The organism is Actinokineospora iranica (assembly GCF_900101685.1).
Classification (GTDB): Bacteria; Actinomycetota; Actinomycetes; order Mycobacteriales; family Pseudonocardiaceae; genus Actinokineospora; species Actinokineospora iranica.
Genome location: NZ_FMZZ01000002.1, coordinates 332,783 through 354,987, shown reverse-complemented (window position 1 = coordinate 354,987; position 22,205 = coordinate 332,783). Strand labels below are relative to the sequence as shown.

The window sequence follows — 22,205 nt, the reverse complement described above, 5'->3', positions numbered from 1 at the left end:
CGAAGCTAGATCACCCCACCGACAGTTCCCCCGACGCGCGAACGGCGCCACGGACTGCTCCAGTTGGGCTCACCCGTTGCGGTGAGAGGGGGCTCGATCGGGTGAAGGGGCATCGACGCCGCGGTTCTTGGGCCCGCGACTAGCCTTAGAGAATGGCTCCGTCGTCCCTGCCGGTCGGACCGGATGAGTCCGGCCCGATTCCCGAGCTGTCCGCAGCGGACGGTCCGGTGGACGAGGCCGCCACCCGAACGGGATCCGGAGTGGACTTCGCGACCCTGCCCGACCAGGTGCGCACCCGGCTCGCGGAGCTGGGCGCGGAGGCCGTGGGCGCGCTGCCCAAGGTCGACGTGCCGCAGCAACTGCGCGCGGTGGCCCGGTTCGCCCCGGCCAAGCGGGCCCGCCTGGGCGGGTCGGCGATCATCGCCTGCCTGCGCGACGTCGTCGGCTTCCGGACGGCGGTGGTGGAGTGGTTCCGGGAGAACCGGCCCGCCAGCCTCGACCTCGGCGGCGACGACCCGGTGGCGGTGGCCGCGGCCGCGGTGCTGCTGGGCGAGGAGTCCGCGGTGCACTACCTGGAGCTGGTGTCGCGGCGCGCGTCGGATATCTCGCTGCGCGCCGAGCGGGACATGGCGGTCGCGAAGCTGCGCAAGGCCGAGGCCGAACTCGACCGGATGCGCGGGCTCGCCGCCGAGTCCACCGGCCTGGCCGACCGGGTCCGCGAAGAGGGCGAGGCCGAGCTGGAACGGCTCCGCAAGCGCTTGCGTGAGCAGGGGGTCCGGCTGCGCGAGGCCAAGGACGCCGCCGCCGCGGCCCAGGCCGAGGCCGAGCGGCTGCGCGCCGAGGTGGGCGTCGAGCTCGCCGCGCTCGCCGAGCAGCGCGACCGCGAGCGCGAGCGCGCCGAGATCGAGCGCGCCCGCGCGGCCAGGGCCGAGGCCGACGCCGAGATCGCCCGCCAGTCCGCCCGCGAGGCCCGGCAGGCCGACGAGGTGCGGCTCGCGCTGCTGGTCGACACCCTCGACGGCGCCGTCACCGGTCTGCGCCGCGAGCTGGCCCTCGGCGGCGGCGGGCCGCGGCCCGCCGACCTGGTCCGCGGCGCGACCGCGGCCCAAGGCGTCGTGGGCCGGGTCGAGGACCCCGCCGCGCTCGACCGGCTGCTGGCGCTGCCCGCGGTGCACCTGGTGGTCGACGGCTACAACGTCACCAAGACCGGCTACCCGGAGCTGTCCCTGGCCGACCAGCGCGACCGGCTGATCCGCCAGCTCGCCTCGCTGTCGGCGCGCACCTCGGCCGAGGTCACCCTGGTCTTCGACGGTGCCGGCGTGGTCGCGGTCCCGGTGGCCGCGCCGCGCGGGGTGCGGGTGCTGTTCAGCGACCCGGGCGTGCTCGCCGACGACGTGATCAAGGCGCTGGTCACCGCGGAGCCGGAGGGTCGGCCGGTGGTCGTGGTCACTTCCGACCGGGCGGTCGCCGACGCCGTGCGCAGACGCGGGGCGCACCCGGTTCCCTCCGCGGTGCTGCTGGCCCGATTGGGCAGGATCTGAGATGAACCGGGATTTCACATGCCTGGATCTGAGATGAGCTGGATCTGATCGAGCGGGCGGTCCTTGGCGGGCGTTTCGGTGGCGGAGGGGCGGGTGCTGGTGAGGGGACGGGGCGCGATCGCGGCGGGAGCCGCACTGGTCTTGGTCGCGACTCTGCTCGGGCAGCCGGTCGCGGGCGCCCGCCAGCCCACGCAGCCGCCGACCGACCCGCCGCAGGTCGAGGCCGGGGTCGGGCCGGGCGCGCAGGCGCCTGACACGCGGCCGGGCGAGGCGTTCGCCGACCCCAAGGTCGCCGAGTTGCAGCGCACCGCCACCGACGTCCAGCGTGAGCTCGCCGACCTGTCCGACCGGGTGCGGGTCGCCGAGGACGAGCTTCGGGCCGCGGCCGGGCGGGTGGGTGAGGCCAAGTCCGCGCGCGCGGACGCCGACCGGGTGGTCGCTGCCCAGCAAACCGAGGTGGACGAGTACTCGGCCGCGCTGTACTCCGCGCTGGCCCAGCCCAGCGCGCTGCAGGTGCTGCTGACCGCGGGCAGTCCGGAGGACTTCCTGCAGGGCACCAGCCTGATCGGGCGGGTGCGCGCCGACCAGGACGCCCGGCTCGCCGACGCGGTGCGCAGGCAGAGCGCGGCGATCGAAGCGGAGAACGCCGCCACCGGGGCTGAGCGCTCCGCCGCCGAACGCAAGGCCGACCTCGACCGGCGCACCGCAGACGCGTCGAACCGGGCCGCGGCCGTGTCCTCCGAGCTGCGCGGCAAGGTCGACGACACCAACGCGGCCGTGGTCGCCCAGCAGCAGGCGCAGGCCGAGCGCAACCGGAAGACGGCCGCCAACTGGAAGGCCTACACCGACAAGCTCGCCGCGGTGGGCGTCGTCGCGCCCAAGGCGGCCGCGCTTCGCGATCCGACGCGGCTGCCCCCTGGTCTGCAATCGGTGCCCGGGGCCGACGGAAAGCCGCAGGCGGGTGTCGCACAGGTAATCCTGACCGACGGTGAGCGAGTGTTAGTGCTGCCGGAAGAGACGGTTAAGGCTGTCGACACGGCGGTAAGCGCTCTTGGTAAACCGTATGTGCCGGGTAAGGGCGGTGAGGGACCTACGGCGTTCTCTTGCGACGGCCTCGTCCGCACGGTCTATGCGGCCGGTGGTGTGCCGTTGCCGCCGTCTGTCGGCGAACAGATGGCCGTGCTTACCCCGGTCCCGACAGCCGACGCGCGATCCGGCGACATCGTCTTCCTCGGCCCGGCGCGGCTCGGCGCCCAGGGCGTGGGCATCGTGCTGGACGAGCGCACGATGCTCGCCGCCGACGCGCGGCTCGCGGGCGTGGTCGTGACGGACCTGCCCGGCGGGGACACGGTGCTGGGCATCGGCAGGCCCGCGCTCGCCCAGCGGCCGCCGCAGGAGCCGCCACGGGCCACTGACGGCGGCCTGCCGTGGCGGTGCGGGGGCGTGCAGCTGCCGCCGCGCGCGGCAGGCGAGGCGCCCGGGGCGTGGGGCGGGTACCCGAACGGGCTGATCCCGCTGGCCGCGCTGTGTCCGGCGGGGCAGGGCGCGCACCTGCTGCGCTGTGACGCCGCCGAGGCGTTCCGGGCGATGTCGGCCGCGTTCGCCTCGGCGTTCGGCAAGCCGCTGTGCATGACCGACTCGTACCGCACCTTCGCCGCCCAGGTGCGCCTCTACGGGGTCAAGCCCGCGCTGGCGGCGGTGCCGGGCACCAGCAACCACGGCTGGGGCATGGCGGTCGACCTGTGCGGGGGAGTGCAGTCGTTCGGCACGCCGGAATACGCCTGGATGGTCGCCAACGCGGGCTTTTTCGGGTGGTCGAATCCGCCGTGGGCGCGACCGGGCCGGGGCCGCGAGGAACCGTGGCACTGGGAATTCGTCGGGGCGTGACAGCCCGGTGGGCACACCCGTCTCGAACGCCTGAGCGAAAATTGTCGGTGCCTTCTCCTAATCTGCGGATCACGAAGATCGGCGGGCACGGAAAGGAGCCGGGCAATGATCATCGACTGCGACAGCTGCGAGGTTCGCGGCGACGCGTGCAAGGAGTGCGTGGTCACCGTGCTGCTGGGCGCGCCGCCCAGTATCGAGCTTGACGTGTCCGAGCAGCGGGCGATCGACGCGCTCGCGGGGGCGGGCCTGGTGCCCCGATTGCGGCTGATTCCGATCGAGAAGAGCGCCTGATCGGGGGTGATCCGCCCGGGTGAATCCCACGAGGCGACGAGTGGTCGGTTCGATCGCCGAGCGGTTCACCACCCGAGTGAACTGCGCTGTCGTACTCATCACAGAGTGGAGTCGCGACTGCTCCGTTGGTGTTTCGGTACGAATCGCAAGCCATTTTCGAGGGGGTTGGTAGACGGAGAGGCTCACTTTTCGTAACCTGTCCGAGACCTCGCGGCCAGCAGTCACCCACCCCGAGGTGGCTACGCGAGGTCGCCGCCGAGTCAGCCCTGTCGTGGGGCTGAACCGGATCCCCCACGGTGGGGCCGTCCTTGATCGGATAGCGTGCGGCAACCCCGCTCGCGCCGGTTCGGACCCGTACGCCGCACGCGGCGCTCGGGTGCGAAAGGTCGCCCCGTCGGCGGCAAGACGGACGAAGGAGTACGCGCGACGTGTCGTCGCATCGACTCAAACGTGCAATGCGTAGTGCGCTGAGTGTCACGGCCGTCGTCGCGGTGGTGAGCTTCTCGCCCACGCCCGCACTCGCACAGCCTCCTGCCCCCCTTCCCCCACCCACCACGGCATCCGAGGCCCTGCAGCAGTTCCAGCAGCTCAGCGAACAGGCCAGCAAGGTCAACGAGGACCTCCTCAAGGCCAAGACCGACCTCGATGCCAAGCGCGCCGAGTACGACAAGGCCACCGCGGACGTCGCGCTCGCGGGCGAGACCGAGAAGCAGGCCATGGCGCTCGAAGAGCAGTTCCGCGGCCAGGTCGACCTGCTCGCCAGCGCCTCGTTCCAGGGCGCGCGGTTCAACAAGATCTCCGCGCTGCTCACCGGGTCCTCCGCCGACGACTTCCTTGAGCGCGCCTCCGCGCTCAACGTCTTGGCCGCCGACAACCAGGAGGCGCTGGAGAAGTACACCAGCGCCGTGGCCACCGCGACCGACGCCCGCAAGCTCGCCGAGGACGGCCAGCGCCGCGCGGCCGAGGCCAAGGCGGCGGCGGAGAAGCTCACCGCGGACGTCACCAAGACCCACGATGACCTCCAGGCACAGATCAAGCAGGTCGAGCAGGCCAAGAACCGGCTTTCGGTCAAGGAGTTGGCCGTCCTCGGCGGTCCCAAGGACGACGGCGTCTACCTCGCCCCGCCCGGCGCGGCCGGTCGCGCGATGGACGTCGCCCTGGCCCAGCGCGGCAAGCCCTACGTATGGGGCGCCGAGGGCCCGGGCTCGTTCGACTGCTCCGGCCTGACCCTGTACGCGTACCGGGCCGCGGGCGTGAGCCTGCCGCACTCCAGCCGCGCGCAGTTCGGCTACGGCAAGTCCGTCTCGCGCAGCGAGCTCATCCCCGGCGACCTGCTGTTCTACGGCGGCAGCGCCAGCACGATCCACCACGTCGCCATGTACATCGGCGACGGGCGCATCGTGCACGCCTCCACCACGGGTGTCCCGGTGAAGACCGACACCATCGACGGCGGCGGCCGCGACTACCTCGGCGCCAAGCGCATCGTCGGGTAGTCACGCGAGCGGGTGTTTCCGCACTGGGACCGGAGTCGCATAACCCCGGTCCCAGTGCCGTTTCTGCCCTAGGATTCGCAGGTGGCCATCGGGGTGAGGGCGAGAACGTGGTTGAGCGCGGTCGTCGCCGTGCTCACGTTGACCGGCCTCGCCCTGGTCTCGCTGCCCGATCCCGCCTCCGCGCCCGGCGGGCAGTCCGGCCAGGGCCAGCCCATGGGGGCGGTGCCCCCGCCGTCCCAGCCGGTCGGCGCTGCCGACGCCGAACGCGCCGACGCGATCGTCAAGCTGCTCGACCGCCGCGCCAGCGCCATGGTCCGCCGCGACGAGGCCGCCTTCCTGGCCACCCTCGACCCCCAGGCCGACCCCGCGTTCCTCCAGGCCCAGCTGGACCTGTTCGCCAACCTGGCCACCGTCCCACTCGACGCCTGGTCCTACACCGTGCGCGCCGACGACACCATCGACCTGACCACCCTGCCCGCCCCCGCCGCCGACCCGACGGCAGCCGAACTGTGGGCGCCTGCGGTTGACCTGAGCTACGCGCTGCGCGGCGTCGACCAGGTCCCCACCACCCGCGCCATGGGCTACCTGTTCGTCCGCCGCGCAGGCGGCTGGTTCCTCCGGTCGGACACCGCCCTCAACGACCTGGGCAGGCGCAGCTGGCGCGGCCCGTGGGACTTCGGCCCCTGCGAGGTCACCAGCACCGCGAACGGCATCGTCCTGGCCCACCCCGGCAGCAAACCGATGGTCGACCGCCTCGTCCGCGAACTCGACTCGTCCGTGCGGGCCGTCACCGAGGTCTGGGGCCAGGCCTGGCCCCAGCGGGTCGCCCTGATCCTGCCCGACAGCCCCACCGAGATGCGCTCCCTCGTCGGCCCGGACTTCCCGGTGGAGGCGGTGGTCGCCGTGGCCATCGCCGACCGCGTGGACACCGCCAAGGGCACCGCGACCGGCCAACGGGTCGTCCTCAGCCCGGCAGGCTCCCGAGCCCTGTCGGTATCCTCCCTCCGCGTCGTCCTCCGCCACGAGATCACCCACGTCGCCGCCCGGGTAGCCACCGTCGACGGCTCTCCCATGTGGCTCCTGGAGGGCTTCGCCGACTACGTCGGATACCGAGACAGCGGAATAGGCCTGGTCCAAGGCGCACCAGACCTGGCCCGCAAGGTCCGCGAATCCGGCCCACCCACCGCCCTACCCGAAGACCGGGAGTTCCGCGCCCGCGACCGCAGCCTCGACCTGGCCTACCAACAGGCGTGGTCCCTCTCCCGCTTCATCGCCGACCGCCTAGGCGAACCCCGCCTAGTAGCCCTATACCGAGACCTGGCAGGCGCGGGCCCCCTGTCGGCGGCGGACACCGACGACCTACTGCGCCGCGCCATCGGCATGGACCGCGCCGTCCTCCTCCGCGAGTGGCAGATCTACCTGCGCGCCGCTTTCCGCTGACCCTGCCACATTCCGAAGCAGCTTTCGGACAAGCTGCCCAAGCGCGAAAATGCGCCCGCAAATCACCCGAACGAGGGCGATGATCGCGAGTTATCCACAGGCCCCGCGCACTCTCTTCCCTGCGCTGACCTGCGGCGATAGGATGGATCAGGGATGGTCCCCCAGGGAGGGTGGGCTTTGCGGTGGGGGGCGGCGGGGCGGCGAAATAGGTCAAAGCGGGGCCGTTCGGAGCAAGCCTGGCACTCTGCGGGCCGCACCTAACCGGCCAGGTGCTCGATGGGCCAAGGAGCACACCCGAGCATCTGCCACTCCACCCCATCGAGCCAACCCCGCAACCCAACCCCCGCAGAAGCCAGATCCAACCTCGAAGCCACCCACCCCACCCAGCAGGCAGCAGCCAAGCCCGAGCAGCAACGGGGCGCAAGCAGCCTCCACCGACCATGGGCCTAAGTTGGCCCAGTGCGGAGGACCCTGCTCATCACCAACGACTTCCCACCCCGCCCCGGGGGAATCCAGACATACCTGCACTCATTCGCCACCCGGCTGCCGGCGCGAGACCTGGTCGTCTACGCCCCGAAGTGGGAGTCGCGTTCCGGCTCCCACCAGGAGTTCGACGCGGCTCAGCCGTTCCAGGTCGTCCGGCACACCAGTGGCCTGATGCTTCCCACCCCCGACGTCGCCCGGCGGGCCAAGCAGATTCTGCGCTCGGAAGGGTGCGACTCCGTCTGGTTCGGCGCCGCCGCTCCGCTGGCCCTGCTTGCTCCGACGCTGCGGGCGGCGGGGGCGCGGCGGGTGGTGGCCAGCACCCATGGGCATGAGGTCGGCTGGTCCATGCTGCCGGGAGCGCGGCAGGCGGTTCGGCGGATCGGGGGGACCACCGATGTGGTGACCTATGTCAGCCGCTACACCCGTGGCCGGTTCGCCGCCGCGTTCGGGAGGCGGGCGGCGTTGGAGTTGCTGCCGTCGGGGGTCGACACGGAGCTGTATAGGCCGGATCGGGTGGCGCGGGCCGAGATTCGCGGGCGGCATGGGCTGGGGGACCGGCCGGTGGTGGTGTGCGTGTCCCGGTTGATGCCGCGCAAGGGCCAGGACGTCCTGATCCGCGCATTGCCCGCCATCCGCGAGCGGGTGCCCGACGCCGCGTTGTTGCTGGTCGGCGGTGGGCCGTACCGGGCTCGGCTGGCCGCGTTGGCCGCGCAATCAGGAGTCGCCGAGCATGTGGTCTTCACCGGGTCGGTGCCGTGGGAGGAACTGCCCGCGCACTACGCGGCGGGTGACGTGTTCGCCATGCCGTGTCGGACCCACGGTCGCGGGCTGGACGTGGAGGCCCTGGGGATCGTGTTCCTGGAAGCCGCCGCGACCGGTCTGCCGGTGATCGTCGGTGACTCCGGCGGCGCCCCGGAAACCGTCCTGGACGGGGAGACCGGTCACGTGGTCGACGGCCGCGCCGTCCCCGAGATCGCCGCCCGGATCACCGGGCTCCTGGCCGACCCGGACCGCGCGGCCCAGATGGGCGCGGCGGGCAGGCTGTGGATGGAGAAGTCCTGGCGCTGGGAAGACCGGGCCGCCCGCCTGGCTCAGCTGCTGGACGGCGAGACCACTTACCGGTTCAGCGGCAACTGACCGAGCGGCCCGCGCGTCAGCGGGCGTAGATGGCGGCGATCTGGTCGGCGTGGGTCTTGAGGATGGCGTCCCTGCGGAGTTTGAGGCTGGGGGTGACTTCGCCCGCCGCCTCGGTGAAGTCGCGGGGGAGGACGACGAACTCGCGGATGGCCTCGGCGCGGGAGACGGCGGCGTTGGCCGCGTCGACAGCGGTCTGGATTTCCGCGCGCAGGTCGGGGTCGTCGGTCAGGTCCTTGGCGGTCTTGCCGTGCTCGGCCGCCCACGCGGGCAGGAAATCCTCGTCCAGGGTGATCAGGGCGGCGATGAACGGCTGCCGGTCGCCGACCACCAGGCACTGGCTGACCAGCGGGTGCTTGCGGACCCGGTCCTCCAACACGGCCGGGACGACGTTCTTGCCGCCCGCGGTCACGATGATCTCCTTCTTGCGGCCGGTGATCCGCAGGAAGCCGTCCTCGTCCAGGGAGCCGAGGTCGCCGGTGCGCAGCCAGCCGTCCCGCAGCGCCTCTTCGGTCGCCGCGGGGTTGCGCCAGTAGCCGCGGAAGACCATGTCGCCGCGCAGTTCGATCTCGCCGTCGTCGGCGACGCGCACGGCGGCCCCGGCGACCGGGCGGCCGACCGTGCCGACCCGGAAGTCCTCGCGGGTGTTCACGCAGATCGCGGCCGAGGTCTCGGTCAGGCCGTAGCCCTCGTAGACCGGGATGCCGACGCCGCGGAAGAAGTGCGCCAGGTGCTCCCCGAGCGGGGCGCCGCCGGAGATCGCCGCGACGCACCGGCCGCCGAGGACGTTGCGCAGCTTCGCGTAGACCAGCCTGCTCGCCACCGCGTGCTTGGCCCGCAGCGCCGTCGACGGCCCCGACCCGGCCATCGCCGCGCTGTACTCCACGGCGACCGCCTCGGCCGCGGCGAAGATCGAGCCGCGGCCCTCGCCGTGCGCGCGCTGCTTGGCGGAGTTGTAGACCTTCTCGAACACGCGTGGCACCGCGACCACGAACGTCGGCCGGAAGCCCGCCAGGTCCGCGACCAGGGTCCGCACGTTCGGCAGGTGGCCCAGGGTGGTGCGGGTGTAGACGCAGGTCAGGGCTATCGCGCGGGCGAGGATGTTGGCCAGCGGCAGGAACACCAGCATCGAGTTCCCCGGCCGCATCAGGTGCGGGAACGCGGCGACGTTGGCGCGGACTTCGGCGAGCAGGTTGCGGTGGGTCAGCTCGACGCCCTTGGGGCGGCCGGTGGTGCCGGAGGTGTAGACCAGGGTCGCCAGGTCCGACGAGCGCACCGCGAGCCTGCGCGCGTGCGCTGCCTCGTCGTCCAACTCCGCGCCCAACGCGGCCAGTTCGTCGATCGCGGACGCTGTCATGTCGCCGGGCACGTCCAGCTGCCACACCTTCACGACCTCGGCCAGCCGGTCGACCACGCCGTCCACGACGGCCCGGGTCACCGGGTCGGAGACCACGACGGCCTTCGCGCCGGAGTCGGCGAGAATCCACGCCACCTGCTCGGCAGAGGACGTCTCGTACACCGGCACGGTGACGCAGCCCGCCGCCCAGACCGCGAAGTCGACCAGCGTCCACTCGTAGCGCGTCGCGGCCAGCAGCGCGACCCGGTCGCCGGGTTCGAGGCCGCTGGCGATCAGGCCCTTGGCCACCGCGAGCACGTGCGCGGCGAAGTCCTTGGTGGTCACGTCGATCCACGACCCGTCGACCCGGCGGCGGAACGCGATGGCGTCGGCGAACCGGTCCGCGTTGGCCCACACCATGTCAGTGAGGCTTTCCTGCTCGGCTACCGTCGCGCTTGCCGCGACACTGACCACGCGCACGCGAACCTCCGTGCTCTTATACCGCGTGTTACCCACCAGTTGACCAACGAAACTAGACCTGTGCCGACCCGGGGCGGACACGGCCCCCGACGGCCGTGTCATGCTGCTCGGGTGCCGGAAGTCGACGTCTTCGACGAGACCTTCATCGTCGTGCCGCCCACGGTGGTCGCCGCCGCCTTCGCCGACCCGTCGGCCTGGCGGGAGTACTGGCCGGACCTGGTGCCCGAGGTCTACGCGGACCGCGGCGCCGAGGGCCTGCGCTGGACGGTCCGGGGCGCCCTGGTCGGCACCATGGAGGTCTGGCTGGAGCCGGTGCTCGACGGCACGCTCGTGCACTACTTCCTGCGCGCCGATCCGCCGGAGCCGCTGCCCGCGAAGGCCATGGCCCGCGAGCGCACCCGCCGCCAGCTCGCGGCGAAGGCGCTGGCGCTGCGGCTCAAGACCGTCTTGGAGGACGGGAGAGCGCCCGGCTGCGCCCCTACCCGGGCGTAACCTGGCTGCCGTGCGGGTTCATGTGGTCTCCGACGTGCACGGCAATTCCGAGGCGCTGGCACGGTCGGGCGAGGGGGCAGACGCCCTGGTCGTCCTCGGCGACCTGATCGACTTCGTGGACTACCACGACCACGGCGGCGGGATCATGGGCCAGGTGTTCGGCGCGGAGAAGGTGAGCGTGTTCGCCCGGCTGCGCCGCGAGCGGCTGCACACCGACGCCGCCGAGTACGCCAAGCGGCTCTGGTCCGGCCTGGAGAACGCAGCGGACGTGGTCGAAGAGGCGGTTCGCGAGCAGTACAAGCGGCTGTTCGCGGCGATGACCGCGCCCACCTACGCCACGCCCGGCAACGTCGACGTGCCCGGCCTGTGGGCGGAGTTCGCGGGCGACGGGGTGCGGGTGCTCGACGGGGAGGTCGCCGAGGTCGGCGGGCTGCGGTTCGGGTTCGTCGGCGGCGCGCTGCTGCCGCCGGGGGCCGGGCCGCGCCGGGGCGGGGTGTTCCGGCCGTACCTGCGCACCGCGGCGGACTTCGACGCCGCGACCGCCGCGCTGGGGCCGGTCGACGTGCTGTGCAGCCACATCCCGCCGGACGTGCCGGAGCTGACCTACGACGTGCTGGCCCGCCGCCTGGAGATCGGGTCGGCGGGGCTGCTGCGCGCGATCCGCGAGCACGCGCCGCGGTGGTCGGTGTTCGGCCACGTGCACCAGCCGCTGGCGGCGCGGCTGCGGGTCGGGCGCACCGAGTGCGCGAACGTGGGGCATTTTCAGCGGACCGGGTGGCCGTACGTCCTGCGCTGGTGACACGGCCCGCGCTGGTACCGGCTCCGGCCCGGCGAGCGGGTAGCCTCCGAGCATGGCCGACGAGTCCACCCAGTCCATCGTCGTCGACGCGCCCCCGGAACGGATCATGGCGGTGATCGCGGACTTCCCGGCGTACCCCGACTGGGCCAAGGCGTTCACCTCGGCCGAAGTGACCTCCCGCGACGCGCGGGGCCGCGGCGAAGAGGTGACCTTCAACCTCGACGCAGGCCCGTTCAAGGACACCTACACGCTGCGCTACGAGTGGGCAGACGACGGCCTCGCCGTCGACTGGAAGCTGGTCAAGGGCCAGATGCAGCGCGCGCAGCATGGCCGCTACGCGCTGACCCCGGAGGGCGACAGCACCAAGGTGACCTACACCCTGTCCGTGCAGCTGGTGGTGCCGATGATCGGGCTGTTCCGCCGCAAGGCCGAGAAAGTGATCATGGACACCGCGCTCAAGGAACTCAAGCGCCGCGTCGAGCAGGGCTGAGGCGGAGAGGGCCCGGACTGTGCGGATCCTCCTGTTCACCGGCAAGGGCGGGGTCGGAAAGACCACCCTCGCCGCGGCGACCGCGGCGCGCATGGCCGCGTTCGGCCGCAAGGCGCTGGTGGTGTCCACCGATCCAGCGCACTCCCTCGCCGACGCGTTCGGCATGGCGCTGGCCGCCGAGCCCGCCGAGGTCGACACCTCGCTGTACGCCGCGCACATCGACGCGCGCGGCCTCGTCGACCGGCACTGGTCGACCCTGCGCGAGCACCTGCGCAGGGTCGTGGCGGGCATCGGGCTCGACGCGCTCGACGCCGAGGAGCTGACCGTTCTGCCCGGGGTGGACGAACTGCTCGCGCTGACCGAGGTGGCGCGGCTGGCCGAGACCGGCCCCTGGGACGTCGTGGTCGTCGACTGCGGACCCACCGCGGAGACCCTGCGCCTGCTCGCCCTGCCCGAGGCCATCGCGGGCTACCTCGACCGGATGCGCGCCGCCCGGCTGGTCGCCGAGGTGCGCGCGGCCGCGGACACCGTGGGCACGCTCGCCACGCACCTGGCAGGCCTGCGCGCCCTGCTCACCGACGCCGACACGACCACCGTGCGGCTCGTGCTCACCCCGGAGCGGCTCGCCGTCGCCGAGACCCGCCGCACCCTGGCCGCCCTCGCGCTGCGCGGCGTGCACGTGGACGCCCTGGTGGCCAACCGCGTCGTGCCCCGCGCGCGCCGCTGGCAGGGGCCCGCCGCGGCGTGGCTGCGGACCCGCCGGGCCGAGCAGGACGCGGTGCTCGCCGAGTTGGACGCGTCCACGCCGCTCACCGTCCATCGGGTCGAGCACCGCGCCGCCGAGCCGGTCGGCGCCGCCGCGCTGCTCGCCGTCGCCGACGAGCTTTACGCCGACACCGACCCCCTCGACGTCGGCAGGCCGCCTGGCGCGCCGCTGCTGTCGGTCACCGAGGATGGGGACGACTACCTGCTCGCCATCGCGCTCCCCCTGCCCGACGGCAGCGACCCGGATCTCGCCCGGGTGGGTGACGATCTGGCCGTCACGGTCGACGGAACGCGCAGACTGGTGGCCCTGCCGCTGATGCTGCGGCGCCACACCGTGACCGACGCCGAGGCCGACAGCGCGGGCCTGCTGCTGCGCTTCACCCCCGGCGAGGAGGACCGCCCGTGACCACCTCTCAGGACCCGGGGACCCGGCTCGCCGAGGAACTCGTGCTGCTGCTCGCCGCCGTCGCCGAGCGGGCCGGGCCGTGGCTCGACCGGGTCGCCGGAAGCACCCACGCCGAGCACGAGCAGGCGGAGCCCGGCGCGTGCCAGTCGTGTGCGACTTGCGCGTTCATCGCGCTGCTGCGCGGCGAGTCGAACGACCTCGCCGCCAAGAGCATCGACCGCCTCGCCGACATCGTCGCCCTCCTGCGCGCCGTCCTCGCCGACCGGTGGGAGCCCGGGGAGCCGCACATGCCCGGGTTCCGGCCCGAGCCGCCGCCCTCGGCCCGCGTGCAGCACATCGCTGTCCGCCGCAGGGAAAGCCCGGTGACACCTCGGTGATCACGATCGGTGTCGACATCGGCGGCACCAGCGTTCGGGCGGGGGTGGTCGACGCCCACGGGTCCGTGCTGGACACCGCCCGCGGCTCCACCCCACCGGGGGAGATTGAGCTGGAAGACGTCATCTGCGCGGTGGTCGGCGAGCTGCGGTCCCGGCACCGGGTGTGCGCCGTCGGCCTCGCCGTCGCCGGTTTCGTCGGCGCCGACCGCCAGTCGGTCATGTTCGCCCCCCACCTGCCCTGGCGCGACGCCAGAGTGGCCGACCGGATCACCGCCCGGATCGGCCTGCCGGTGGTCCTCGAACACGACGCGAACGCCGCCGCCATAGCCGAACACCGCTTCGGCGCGCTGCGCGGGGCCCGGGTCGGCCTGCTGGTCGCCCTGGGCACCGGCATCGGCGCCGCCCTCCTGCTCGACGGCGAGGTCTTCCGCGGCGCCCACGGCGTCGCCCTCGAACTCGGCCACGTGCGGCTGGTGCCGGGCGGCAGGCCCTGCGAATGCGGCAAGTCCGGCTGCTGGGAGCGCTACTGCAGCGGCACCGCCCTCGGCGCCACGGCCATCGGCCTGCTCGCCAGGCACAAGGGAAGGTCCACCATCCTCGCCCGCGAGGCCGAACGAGACCCCGGCGCCATCACCGGCCGCATGGTCGCAGCGGCCGCCCGCGACGGCGACCCAGTGGCCCGCCTTGCCATGTCCGAACTCGCGAAGTGGCTGGCAGAAGGCCTGGCCCTGATCGCCGACGCCTTCGACCCCGAACTCGTCGTCCTCGGCGGCGGCGTCTCAGAGTCGGCCCCCCTGTTCCTGGACGAAGCCCGAGAACGCTTCCAAACCCTCGTCACCGGCGCGGGCCACCGCCCCCTGGCCCGCCTCCGCACCGCCCACCTCGGCGACGACGCGGGCATGGTCGGCGCAGCCACCCTGGCAGCCAGCCTGACCCACGCCAGATCCCGAGAGATCACCCCTTAGCCCAAGGGACCTGGGCGCACGATGGGTTCCCGGACGTAGGCCCCACCTGAGTAGGTTTCCCGATTCGTGGGCTCACCTGAGTAAGGTTCCCGACCCGTGGGCTCACCTGAGTAGGTTCCGGACGTAGGCCCACCTGGAGTGTGCCCGCCCAGCCCGCGAATGTCGCTCATGATCGTGAGTTATCCACAGGCAAGATCGTTCCCGCCCCGATTGTCAGCCCACTCCGATAGACTGGAGCGGGGTCAGCCCCCAGGGCGGGTGGGGTCTGTCGTGTGGGGTTTCGGGCGGCGGAAAAAGGGCGTTGGGATGTGTTCGCGGGCCCCAAATTTGCCTGTCGCCCCACCTGCCAAGCCGCAGTACGCCCGCCAAGTGCTCGATTGGGTGCGGTGGTTGCTTCGGGGGTGAAGGAAGATCCCTAAACTTGCCGTGGCCGTGGAGCCGAAGGCACCCACCCGTCTTTCCACGGCAGAGATCTTCCTTCGTAGGGGCCCGAAGAAACCACCGCGCCCAATCGAGCCAACCGGCGCACCTGTCACCCAGCAAACGCGGTCACCCAATCGGCGTGCCGAAATCCTGCGCCCAGTAAACCTGTTTCTTGCTGTTGAGTGACCGCCCCACCCCGATGTCGGTCAACGCGCAGTCGAGCATGTTGACTCGGTGCGCCGGACTGTTCATCCACGCTGCCACCACGGCCCGCGGTGTCGTCTGCGCGTAAGCGATGTTCTCCGCCCACTTCTGTGCTGGGTACCCGGCCGCCGAAATGCGGTGCCCTGGATCTTCACCGCGTACGCCGTTGTGGCTGAAATGATCGTGCCTGGCCATCTGGTCGGCGTGCCGTTTAGCCGCGCTCATCAGAGCCGGGTTCGCGGTGAGCGCGCCGCAGCCGACAGCGGCCCGGTGCTTGTTGGTCAGATGGATGACCTGCTGCTCTGGACTGGGCTGCGCCTGCGCGGTGCCTGCGCCGAGCACGATGCCAACCAGCGCGGAAGCGGCGATGGAGATCATTTTACGGGTAGGCTGTCGCATTGTTCCTCCACAGTCGTGAATGGGGCAATAATGACGTACCCGGATGTGGAGCGCTGATTTCACAGAATCTGAATCATCCGCTGATCGAGCGAAAGCCGCTAATACACAAAGTCACCATGTGCGGTCAGTGAGTGAATCACACCGGCAATGTGGTCAACGGGCCCCACGGCCCGTCACTGCCGGTCAGACCTGGGCGCCGTCGTCGCCGTCCGGGTACTCGTGCGGATGCCTGCGGGCGCGCAGCAGGAGCAGGCCGATGCCCGAGGCCAGCGACAGCAGCGCGATCGGGGTGGCGATCCGCGCGCCGAGGCCGATGACGCTGGGCAGGATCAGCAGGACGACGCCCGCGACCAGCAGCGCGATCGCCACGATCGTCGCGGGCCGCAGTCGGGGCAGCGGGGGCGGCTCCGGGGGCTCGTAGTGCTCGTCGGCGTTGTCGTCGGACCAGTCGATCTCGGTGTCGTGGCCGCGCCACGCCGTCGGCGGCGGTGGGCCGGGGGGCTCGGCGGGCTGGTCGGCGTCGCCGGGGCGGGGCGACTCGGCGTGGTCGCGCTTGACCTCGGCCTCGGATGGCAGGTTCCTGCCGACGCCGTCGCGTTCGAGGCCCGCGACGATCTGCGCGAAGGCGGCGTCCACATCCTCGGGACCGTCGCCGGGACGGCCTTTCACACCCGATCACCTGCCCGTTCGGCACGCACCCGCCGTACGAACTCGACACTCCGGTCGAAGATGACCGGCGCGTCGTGGTCCAGGGTGGCCACGTGGTAGCTGTTCTCCAGCACGACCTCGGTGACGTCGGCGCTGGAGACCCCGGCCAGCACGATGGCCGAGTTCTCCGGCTCGACGACGTGGTCCACCGCCGAGTGCAGCACCAGCACCGGTTGCGTGACCTTCGCCAGGTCCCGGCGCACCGTCTCCCACAGCTTGGCCAGGCTCGCGAGCGCGCGCAACGGGGTTCGCGCGTACGCGTGCTCACTCACGCCGGTCTTGGCGATGTCGTCGCTGATCGGAGCCACCGAGGCCACCACCCGCGACAGCAGCGGGACGAACCTCACTTCTTTACGCAGCGTCATCACCGACGGGTTCACCAGCACCAGTCCGGCGATCTCGTCGCCGTGCTCCTGGGCCAGCCGCAGGCACAGCGCCCCGCCCATCGACAGGCCGAAGACGAACACCGTCTCGCAGCGCTCCCGCAGTTCGGCCAGGCTCGCCTCGACCTGCCCGTACCACTGCGGCCAGGCGGTGCGGTTCATCTCCCGCCAGGTCGTCCCGTGGCCGGGCAGCAGCGGCACCCGCACGCTGAAACCCTGTTCGACCAGGTGATCCGCCCAGGGGCGCATGCTGAACGGCGAGCCGGTGAAGCCGTGGCTGAGCAGCACACCGACCTCGGTGGACCCGTCGTGCGCGTAGCTTTCCGCGCCTGCGATAGCGGGCACCGGACGCCTCCTATGATCAGCACCGGCGAGCATGGGTTGTGGCCATCGTCGCACGAACTCGAGCCGTCGTGCGGCGGGTCTTCGCCCCTTGTTTCGTCGTTGTGTACCCGAATGACTTCGGCATCTCGCTACGGTCGCGCGGTGTTACGTGTCGCGCGTGGCGTTGTGCGCGGCCGTCGCGGGTTCGTAGGCTCGGGTGCGGATCACGGACGAACGGGGAGCGCTGTCGAGTGCTGTATTGGCTGATGAAGAGGGTCCTGCTGGGACCGCTCCTGCACGTGTTCTTCCGACCGAGGATCGAGGGCCTGGAGAACATCCCGGCCGAGGGCGGCGCGCTGCTCGCCAGCAACCACCTGGCGGTGTCCGACTCGTTCTTCCTGCCGCTGATGGTGCCTCGGCGGGTGACGTTCCCGGCGAAGATGGAGTACTTCACCGCGCCCGGCCTCAAGGGCAGGTTCAAGAAGTGGTTCTTCACCGGGGTCGGGCAGATCCCGATCGACCGCTCCAGCGGGTCCGCGGCGCAGGCCGCCCTGGACACCGGCGTGCGGCTGCTGCGCGAGGGGCGCCTGATGGGCATCTACCCCGAGGGCACCCGCTCCCCGGACGGGCGGCTCTACAAGGGCAAGACCGGCGTGGCCAGGATCGCGCTGGAGGCGCGGGTCCCGGTGATCCCGGTCGCCATGTTCGGCACCGACAAGGCCAACCCCATCGGCTCGAAGATGTGGAAGCCGTACCCGATCCGGATCAAGGTCGGCAAGCCGCTGGACTTCTCCCGCTACGAGGGCCTCTCCGGCGACCGGTTCGTCGAGCGCTCCATCACCGACGAGATCATGTACGCCCTCATGGAACTGTCCGGACAGGAGTACGTCGACATCTACGCGGCCAAGGCCAAGGAGGCGCAGGCTGCCGACGAGCAGGGCGCGCTGCCGCTGCGGGAGCGGCGCTCGGCGCGCGACATCGACCGCGTCCCGGACACCGAGGCGGGCTGACCTAGGCTTGCTCGGTGCGTTTCTTCTACGACACCGAGTTCATCGAGGACGGGCTGACCATCGACCTGGTGTCGATCGGTGTCGTCGACGAGGACGGCCGCGAGTTCTACGCCGTGTCCACCGAGTTCGACCCGGCCAAGGCGGGCCCCTGGGTCCGCGCCAACGTCCTGGGCAAGCTGCCCTCCCCGGCGGACAAGGCCTGGTGCGACCGCGCCGAGATGCGGCGGCGGCTGCTGGAGTTCCTGACCCCGCCGCACGCCCGGGACAAGATCGAGCTGTGGGCCTGGTTCGCCGCCTACGACCACGTCGCCCTCGGCCAGCTCTGGGGCGCCATGCCCGCCCTGCCCCGGGTGATTCCCCGGTTCACCCGGGAGTTGCGCCAGCGTTGGGAGGACGCGGGCAAGCCCACCCTGCCCCCGCCGCCGGACGACGCCCACGACGCCCTCGCCGACGCCCGCCACAACCTCGTCCGGTGGCGGGTCATCGACGCCGAGTGGCGCAAACGCGTCGCTCGGTAGCTCGCGGCTGTTCTTCTGGCAGGGGCAGGGCGGTCCGCTGGCTGGGTCAACGCTGTTCGTGCACGTACGCGATCATGATGGTCATCGCGTGGTCGTCGGCGTAATGGGTGTGGTAGACGCTGTCCATGTCCAGCACGTCGCCCTTGTCGATAGTGCCCAGATCCTGGCCGAGGCAGCGGCTCATCGACTCGATGTGGCCCATGAACGATGGGATCGTGTTGTAGGCGGCCCGGGACTCGCACAGGACCTTGCCGGTGGTGCTGTTGGTCAGGGTGACCGACTCGCCGCCGTCGTGGAGGTGGCCGCCCGCGCCCTTGAGGGTCCCCTTGACGGTGGAGGTCCACTTCCAGTTGGTGTGCGACTCGCCCTCGGGGACCGAGTGTTCGGAGAGGCGGCAGTTGTCCTTGTCGAGCCAGACCGGGGTGACCTCGCGCATACCCGGCGTGAACCACGGCACGTGGCTGAACTCGACGGTCAGGAACACCTCCTGCTCATGGTGGTCGAGGTTCATCAGTTCCAGCGCGGCGTAGGTCAGCGGCAGCACGCCGAGCGCGACGCCGTAGCCGTCGGGCAGGGTGCCGCCGGTGCGTTCGTTGCCGGAGGCGAAGATCCGCCTGCCCGCCAGGGCGACCCAGCCGCCGGAGCAGGTGACATCCGCACGTGAGCGGTCGAAGAACACCGCGTGGTGCAGCATCGCCTTGGTGTCGTAATTGGCTTGGCGGCCGTCGGCGTAAACCAGGTCGGGTTTGATTCCGTTGACAAAGCAGGCGACACACGGCGGAAGCATCATTTGCAGCGACCGGGTGTGGGTTCCGTGCATCGGCTCGTGCGGGCCGTGCATCGGGCTGAACTCGCCCTCGGGGTGCCCGTGGCCCGGGCCGTCGTCGGTGTGCGGGGCGAGTTTGATCGGTCCCAATCGGACGGTTGTGACGGTCGAGCCGTCTGGGGCCTGGCGTGTCCCGATGACCTGCGATTGCGAGACTGCGCCGGGCGGTGGCGCCGTGGTGTCCTGGGCGGCCGCGCTTCCCGAGGCCGCCGTGGCCGCACCCATTGCCGTGACGGCGGCCATGGCCAGTAGCAGGGCTTTCCGCCCCATTTTACTCCTGCGCACCGGAGACTCCTTCCCCTGAAATGGGTATCGTTCGGAAATTACTCAGTACCGGAAGTGCGCCACAAGGTCTGTCGAAAAATGCGAGCAGCTTTTGTCGGGCGTAATAAACCGAGCTGTGCAAGTTTGACGGAAAGTGCTAACGCGTATTTTCGGCGGCGTTTCGGGCGGTGGCGACGGTCGTTGCTCACCCGGATGAGCGTTTCGCGGCGCCCATCTCCTGGGACCCCCCTTGCTACACCGATTCAGTTGCCGGCACCCTGGCGGTGGGCGGTAGTGACGCCGCTCACGGTCGCGAGGTGTTGGAGGATCGTTCATGCGGGTCGGCGTACTCACCGGTGGCGGTGACTGTCCAGGTCTCAACGCGGTGATCCGGGCGGTGGTCCGCAAGGGCATCGAGGGGCACGGTTGGGAGATCGTCGGGTTCCGCAACGGCTGGAAGGGGCCGTTGGAGGGGATTTCCCGGCCGGTCGGGCTCGATGACGTCGAGGACATCCTCACCAGGGGCGGCACCATCCTCGGCTCGTCGCGCACCAACCCCTACAAGGTCGAGGGCGGCGCGGAGCGAATCAAGGCCGTGCTCGCCGAGCAGGGCATCGACGCCCTCATCGCGATCGGGGGCGAGGACACGCTGGGCGTGGCCAAGCGGCTCACCGATGACGGCGTCGGCGTCGTCGGCGTGCCCAAGACGATCGACAACGACCTCGGCGCCACCGACTACACCTTCGGCTTCGACACCGCGGTGCACATCGCGACCGAGGCCATCGACCGGCTGCGCACCACGGCCGAGTCCCACCACCGCGCTCTCGTGGTCGAGGTCATGGGCAGGCACGCGGGCTGGATCGCGCTGCACTCCGGGCTCGCGGGCGGCGCCAACGTGATCCTGGTGCCCGAACGCGAGTTCAGCGTCGACAAGGTGATCGAATGGGTGCAGCGCCGCTTCGAGCGGCAGTACGCCCCGATCATCGTCGTCGCCGAGGGCGCCCTGCCGGAAGGCGGCGCCGAAGTCCTCGCCAGCGGCGAGAAGGACGCCTTCGGCCACGTCCGGCTCGGCGGCATCGGCACCTGGCTCGCCGAGGAGATCGCGGAAAAGACGGGCAAGGAGTCCCGCGCCGTCGTCCTCGGCCACACCCAACGCGGCGGCGTGCCCACCGCCTACGACCGCGTCCTCGCCACCCGCTTCGGCCTCCACGCGGTAGACGCGGTCGCCGACAGCGACTTCGGCGTGATGGTAGCCCTGCGCGGCACCGACATCGTCCGGGTGAAACTGGCCGAGGCCACCGCGGAACTCAAGACGGTCCCCCTGGAGCGCTACGCCGAGGCCGAGGTGTTCTTCGGCTGACACCGCCGCCGCGGATCACCGGCCTACAGTTCGCCGGTGATCCGCAGGCCCCCGGTTTCGGTGGTGACTCTGGTCTCCTGGTAGTCACGGTGCTCCTTAGCCGCTGTCTCACCCCAGTCGACCTGCTTGTCCGGGTCGGTGCTCTCGCCCGCCGTCGCGACGGTGTCGTTGGCCGTACGCGGGCCCGCGTACTTGATGGTCTCCTTGACCACCTCCGTCCCAAGTCGGACACCCAACTCCGTGGCGATTTTTTTCGGCCCCAGGCCGAGCACCCTGGCCGCCTCCGGTCGCACCCCGCGCCGCCACGCGATGTCGACAGCGTGGATGCCGCGGTTGAGGTACTTGGTGGCCTTGGTCAGCAGTTCGCCGAGCTTGCCGAGGTGTTTGCCGAGTCGCCCGAACGCGTCGACCAGTGCGCGCACCAGTTTGGTGGCCGCCATGGTGTTCTTGATGATCAGCGGGAACCCCTCGGCGGCCATTGCCACGGGGTAGGCGGGTGGAACGTATCGGCACAGGATGGAAACCAGTTTCGCGAGCACGTCGGCGATCAGCCCACGAACGAAGCCGCGCACCGCGTTGAGAAGCGCCTTGCTCAGGTCGACAGCGAACGCCACACCGGTCGCCGCGTCGGACAGCGCGACGTAGACGTTGAGCTGGTCCTGCGCCCACACGCGGTATTGGTCGGCGGCAGGCCCCTCCCAACTCGCGCAGTTTCCGTTCAGACTGTCAGTGAGTTCCTCCGCTGTGGCTTGGACTTGCTTGCTGATCTGCTCCCAGGTCTTGACTGTCAGTTCGAGTTCGTTCTGGTTGCCCGCCAACTGGTCAAGAAGGTCCTTGAGGAGTGGAATGTGTTCCAGCAGCCAGCCGAAACCCATGCTGAGCGCGGAACCCAGCGGATCTTGCATCACCCCCTTGATGTCGAACGAGCCCGCAGCGAAATCGGCGAGTCCTCCGGCCCAGTCGCCTGAGGCGATCGTCTCGACGCCGCCGACGACATCTTGGAGCAGGCCCGCGCCCTCCAGAAATGCCTTGACAGGCGTCTTCTCCGCCGTCGTCTCTGCCCTGGCATCGCGAACGATGTCGTTTTCCGTCATTGGTTTCCCCTGAACAGAGCGGTTATCGACTCTTCGTTGACCCGATGGCTCTTGGCCCAGTCATGCACTGCCGCCGCATGGCGGTCGCCAGCGGCCCTGGCTTCGGAAAGGGCGTTGGTGGCGGACTCCATGACGTCGTTGCATACCCAGCTGAGTGGAATCCCGAACAGACCCCAGGACTCGCTGGCCATTCGGTTGTGTGCTGCATCGAGCGCCGTTTCCAGAAGGTCGGCAGTGGCTTGGACCTTTGTCGCGTGTGCGGCGATCTCGTCCGGGCTGACATCAAAGCCTCCGCTGTCGGTCATTCTTG

22 protein-coding genes are annotated in these 22,205 nt (G+C 71.0%); 15 read left to right on the top strand and 7 right to left on the bottom strand.

Translation table 11 applies throughout. From position 1 onward, the window contains the following. The first annotated feature begins 152 nt into the window (after positions 1-152). From BLS56_RS06935 to BLS56_RS06910, 6 genes are all read left to right on the top strand, one after another. Positions 153-1,541 carry an NYN domain-containing protein gene (locus BLS56_RS06935; RefSeq protein WP_091449082.1) on the top strand — a complete coding sequence of 463 codons (1,389 nt, stop codon included), beginning with the start codon at positions 153-155 and terminating at the stop codon, positions 1,539-1,541. A 93-nt stretch (positions 1,542-1,634) separates the two neighbouring features. After that, entirely contained in the window at positions 1,635-3,428 is a 1,794-nt protein-coding gene (locus BLS56_RS06930) for a D-alanyl-D-alanine carboxypeptidase family protein (protein ID WP_228771436.1), read from the top strand. 105 nt (positions 3,429-3,533) lie between these two features. Further along, complete coding sequence (locus BLS56_RS06925; protein WP_091449081.1) at positions 3,534-3,719, top strand: hypothetical protein; 186 nt, start codon at positions 3,534-3,536, stop codon at positions 3,717-3,719. A gap of 455 nt (positions 3,720-4,174) precedes the next feature. After that, positions 4,175-5,212 (top strand): C40 family peptidase, encoded by a 1,038-nt coding sequence (locus tag BLS56_RS06920; RefSeq protein ID WP_228771435.1) that lies wholly within the window; start codon positions 4,175-4,177, stop codon positions 5,210-5,212. Between the two features lie 81 nt (positions 5,213-5,293). Then, the gene (locus BLS56_RS06915; protein WP_139190545.1) at positions 5,294-6,652 is read left to right on the top strand and encodes a hypothetical protein; all 1,359 of its coding nucleotides are present in this window, start codon (positions 5,294-5,296) and stop codon (positions 6,650-6,652) included. A gap of 459 nt (positions 6,653-7,111) precedes the next feature. Continuing rightward, positions 7,112-8,275 carry a glycosyltransferase family 4 protein gene (locus BLS56_RS06910; protein ID WP_091449078.1) on the top strand — a complete coding sequence of 388 codons (1,164 nt, stop codon included), beginning with the start codon at positions 7,112-7,114 and terminating at the stop codon, positions 8,273-8,275. Positions 8,276-8,291: 16 nt separating this feature from the next. Here the strand turns inward: BLS56_RS06910 and BLS56_RS06905 are convergent, their stop codons facing one another. Further along, positions 8,292-10,088 carry an AMP-dependent synthetase/ligase gene (locus BLS56_RS06905; protein ID WP_407640489.1) on the bottom strand — a complete coding sequence of 599 codons (1,797 nt, stop codon included), beginning with the start codon at positions 10,086-10,088 and terminating at the stop codon, positions 8,292-8,294. A gap of 111 nt (positions 10,089-10,199) precedes the next feature. Here BLS56_RS06905 and BLS56_RS06900 point away from each other — a divergent pair, with 111 nt between their 5' ends. From BLS56_RS06900 to BLS56_RS06875, 6 genes are read left to right on the top strand one after another with little or no spacing between them, the layout of a single operon-like run. Beyond that, positions 10,200-10,580, top strand: coding sequence for a polyketide cyclase / dehydrase and lipid transport (locus BLS56_RS06900; RefSeq protein WP_175482707.1), 381 nt, complete (start codon positions 10,200-10,202; stop codon positions 10,578-10,580). 10 nt (positions 10,581-10,590) lie between these two features. Then, positions 10,591-11,379 (top strand): metallophosphoesterase family protein, encoded by a 789-nt coding sequence (locus tag BLS56_RS06895; RefSeq protein ID WP_091449077.1) that lies wholly within the window; start codon positions 10,591-10,593, stop codon positions 11,377-11,379. 52 nt (positions 11,380-11,431) lie between these two features. Continuing rightward, positions 11,432-11,869 carry an SRPBCC family protein gene (locus BLS56_RS06890; protein ID WP_091449076.1) on the top strand — a complete coding sequence of 146 codons (438 nt, stop codon included), beginning with the start codon at positions 11,432-11,434 and terminating at the stop codon, positions 11,867-11,869. A gap of 19 nt (positions 11,870-11,888) precedes the next feature. After that, a complete protein-coding gene (locus tag BLS56_RS06885; RefSeq protein ID WP_091449075.1) occupies positions 11,889-13,040 on the top strand; it encodes an ArsA family ATPase in 1,152 nt (383 codons plus the stop codon). Next, positions 13,037-13,417, top strand: a complete 381-nt coding sequence (locus tag BLS56_RS06880) for a hypothetical protein (protein ID WP_091449074.1) — start codon at positions 13,037-13,039, stop codon at positions 13,415-13,417. Before BLS56_RS06885 ends, BLS56_RS06880 begins: the two co-directional genes overlap by 4 nt. Beyond that, positions 13,414-14,382, top strand: coding sequence for an ROK family protein (locus BLS56_RS06875; protein WP_091449073.1), 969 nt, complete (start codon positions 13,414-13,416; stop codon positions 14,380-14,382). The genes BLS56_RS06880 and BLS56_RS06875 overlap by 4 nt, the downstream gene beginning before the upstream one ends. Before the next feature lie 549 nt (positions 14,383-14,931). Here the strand turns inward: BLS56_RS06875 and BLS56_RS06870 are convergent. From BLS56_RS06870 to BLS56_RS06860, 3 genes are all read right to left on the bottom strand, one after another. Continuing rightward, positions 14,932-15,387 carry a CAP domain-containing protein gene (locus tag BLS56_RS06870; RefSeq protein ID WP_175482706.1) on the bottom strand — a complete coding sequence of 152 codons (456 nt, stop codon included), beginning with the start codon at positions 15,385-15,387 and terminating at the stop codon, positions 14,932-14,934. A 204-nt stretch (positions 15,388-15,591) separates the two neighbouring features. Continuing rightward, the gene (locus BLS56_RS06865; protein WP_091449071.1) at positions 15,592-16,077 is read right to left on the bottom strand and encodes a hypothetical protein; all 486 of its coding nucleotides are present in this window, start codon (positions 16,075-16,077) and stop codon (positions 15,592-15,594) included. Then, the gene (locus tag BLS56_RS06860; protein ID WP_091449070.1) at positions 16,074-16,844 is read right to left on the bottom strand and encodes an alpha/beta hydrolase; all 771 of its coding nucleotides are present in this window, start codon (positions 16,842-16,844) and stop codon (positions 16,074-16,076) included. The genes BLS56_RS06865 and BLS56_RS06860 overlap by 4 nt, the downstream gene beginning before the upstream one ends. A 230-nt stretch (positions 16,845-17,074) precedes the next feature. Between BLS56_RS06860 and BLS56_RS06855 the strand changes: the two genes are divergently transcribed. Both BLS56_RS06855 and BLS56_RS06850 read left to right on the top strand, forming a co-directional pair. Further along, on the top strand, positions 17,075-17,833 hold the full coding sequence (locus BLS56_RS06855) for a lysophospholipid acyltransferase family protein (RefSeq protein ID WP_091449069.1): 759 nt from the start codon (positions 17,075-17,077) through the stop codon (positions 17,831-17,833). A gap of 14 nt (positions 17,834-17,847) precedes the next feature. Next, positions 17,848-18,351 carry a polyadenylate-specific 3'-exoribonuclease AS gene (locus tag BLS56_RS06850; RefSeq protein WP_091449068.1) on the top strand — a complete coding sequence of 168 codons (504 nt, stop codon included), beginning with the start codon at positions 17,848-17,850 and terminating at the stop codon, positions 18,349-18,351. A 46-nt stretch (positions 18,352-18,397) separates the two neighbouring features. Here the strand turns inward: BLS56_RS06850 and BLS56_RS06845 are convergent, their stop codons facing one another. Beyond that, positions 18,398-19,462, bottom strand: a complete 1,065-nt coding sequence (locus BLS56_RS06845) for a hypothetical protein (RefSeq protein WP_139190544.1) — start codon at positions 19,460-19,462, stop codon at positions 18,398-18,400. Between the two features lie 313 nt (positions 19,463-19,775). Here BLS56_RS06845 and BLS56_RS06840 point away from each other — a divergent pair, with 313 nt between their 5' ends. Beyond that, positions 19,776-20,801 (top strand): 6-phosphofructokinase, encoded by a 1,026-nt coding sequence (locus BLS56_RS06840; protein ID WP_091449066.1) that lies wholly within the window; start codon positions 19,776-19,778, stop codon positions 20,799-20,801. A 23-nt stretch (positions 20,802-20,824) separates the two neighbouring features. Here BLS56_RS06840 and BLS56_RS06835 read toward each other — a convergent pair whose 3' ends face one another. After that, positions 20,825-21,895: a WXG100 family type VII secretion target gene (locus tag BLS56_RS06835; protein WP_091449065.1), complete on the bottom strand. Its 1,071-nt coding sequence runs from the start codon at positions 21,893-21,895 to the stop codon at positions 20,825-20,827. Beyond that, positions 21,892-22,200 (bottom strand): type VII secretion target, encoded by a 309-nt coding sequence (locus BLS56_RS06830; protein WP_091449064.1) that lies wholly within the window; start codon positions 22,198-22,200, stop codon positions 21,892-21,894. Before BLS56_RS06830 ends, BLS56_RS06835 begins: the two co-directional genes overlap by 4 nt. Positions 22,201-22,205 lie beyond the last annotated feature (5 nt).

What these genes read in the sequence shown, in the direction of transcription:
- BLS56_RS06935 (WP_091449082.1), top strand. Translation starts at nt 153, where the DNA reads ATGGCTCCGTCGTCCCTGCCGGTCGGACCGGATGAGTCCGGCCCGATT.
- BLS56_RS06925 (WP_091449081.1), top strand. Translation starts at nt 3,534, where the DNA reads ATGATCATCGACTGCGACAGCTGCGAGGTTCGCGGCGACGCGTGCAAG.
- BLS56_RS06920 (WP_228771435.1), top strand. Translation starts at nt 4,175, where the DNA reads ATGCGTAGTGCGCTGAGTGTCACGGCCGTCGTCGCGGTGGTGAGCTTC.
- BLS56_RS06890 (WP_091449076.1), top strand. Translation starts at nt 11,432, where the DNA reads ATGGCCGACGAGTCCACCCAGTCCATCGTCGTCGACGCGCCCCCGGAA.
- BLS56_RS06870 (WP_175482706.1), bottom strand. Translation starts at nt 15,387, where the DNA reads ATGATCTCCATCGCCGCTTCCGCGCTGGTTGGCATCGTGCTCGGCGCA.
- BLS56_RS06840 (WP_091449066.1), top strand. Translation starts at nt 19,776, where the DNA reads ATGCGGGTCGGCGTACTCACCGGTGGCGGTGACTGTCCAGGTCTCAAC.
- BLS56_RS06835 (WP_091449065.1), bottom strand. Translation starts at nt 21,895, where the DNA reads ATGACGGAAAACGACATCGTTCGCGATGCCAGGGCAGAGACGACGGCG.
- BLS56_RS06830 (WP_091449064.1), bottom strand. Translation starts at nt 22,200, where the DNA reads ATGACCGACAGCGGAGGCTTTGATGTCAGCCCGGACGAGATCGCCGCA.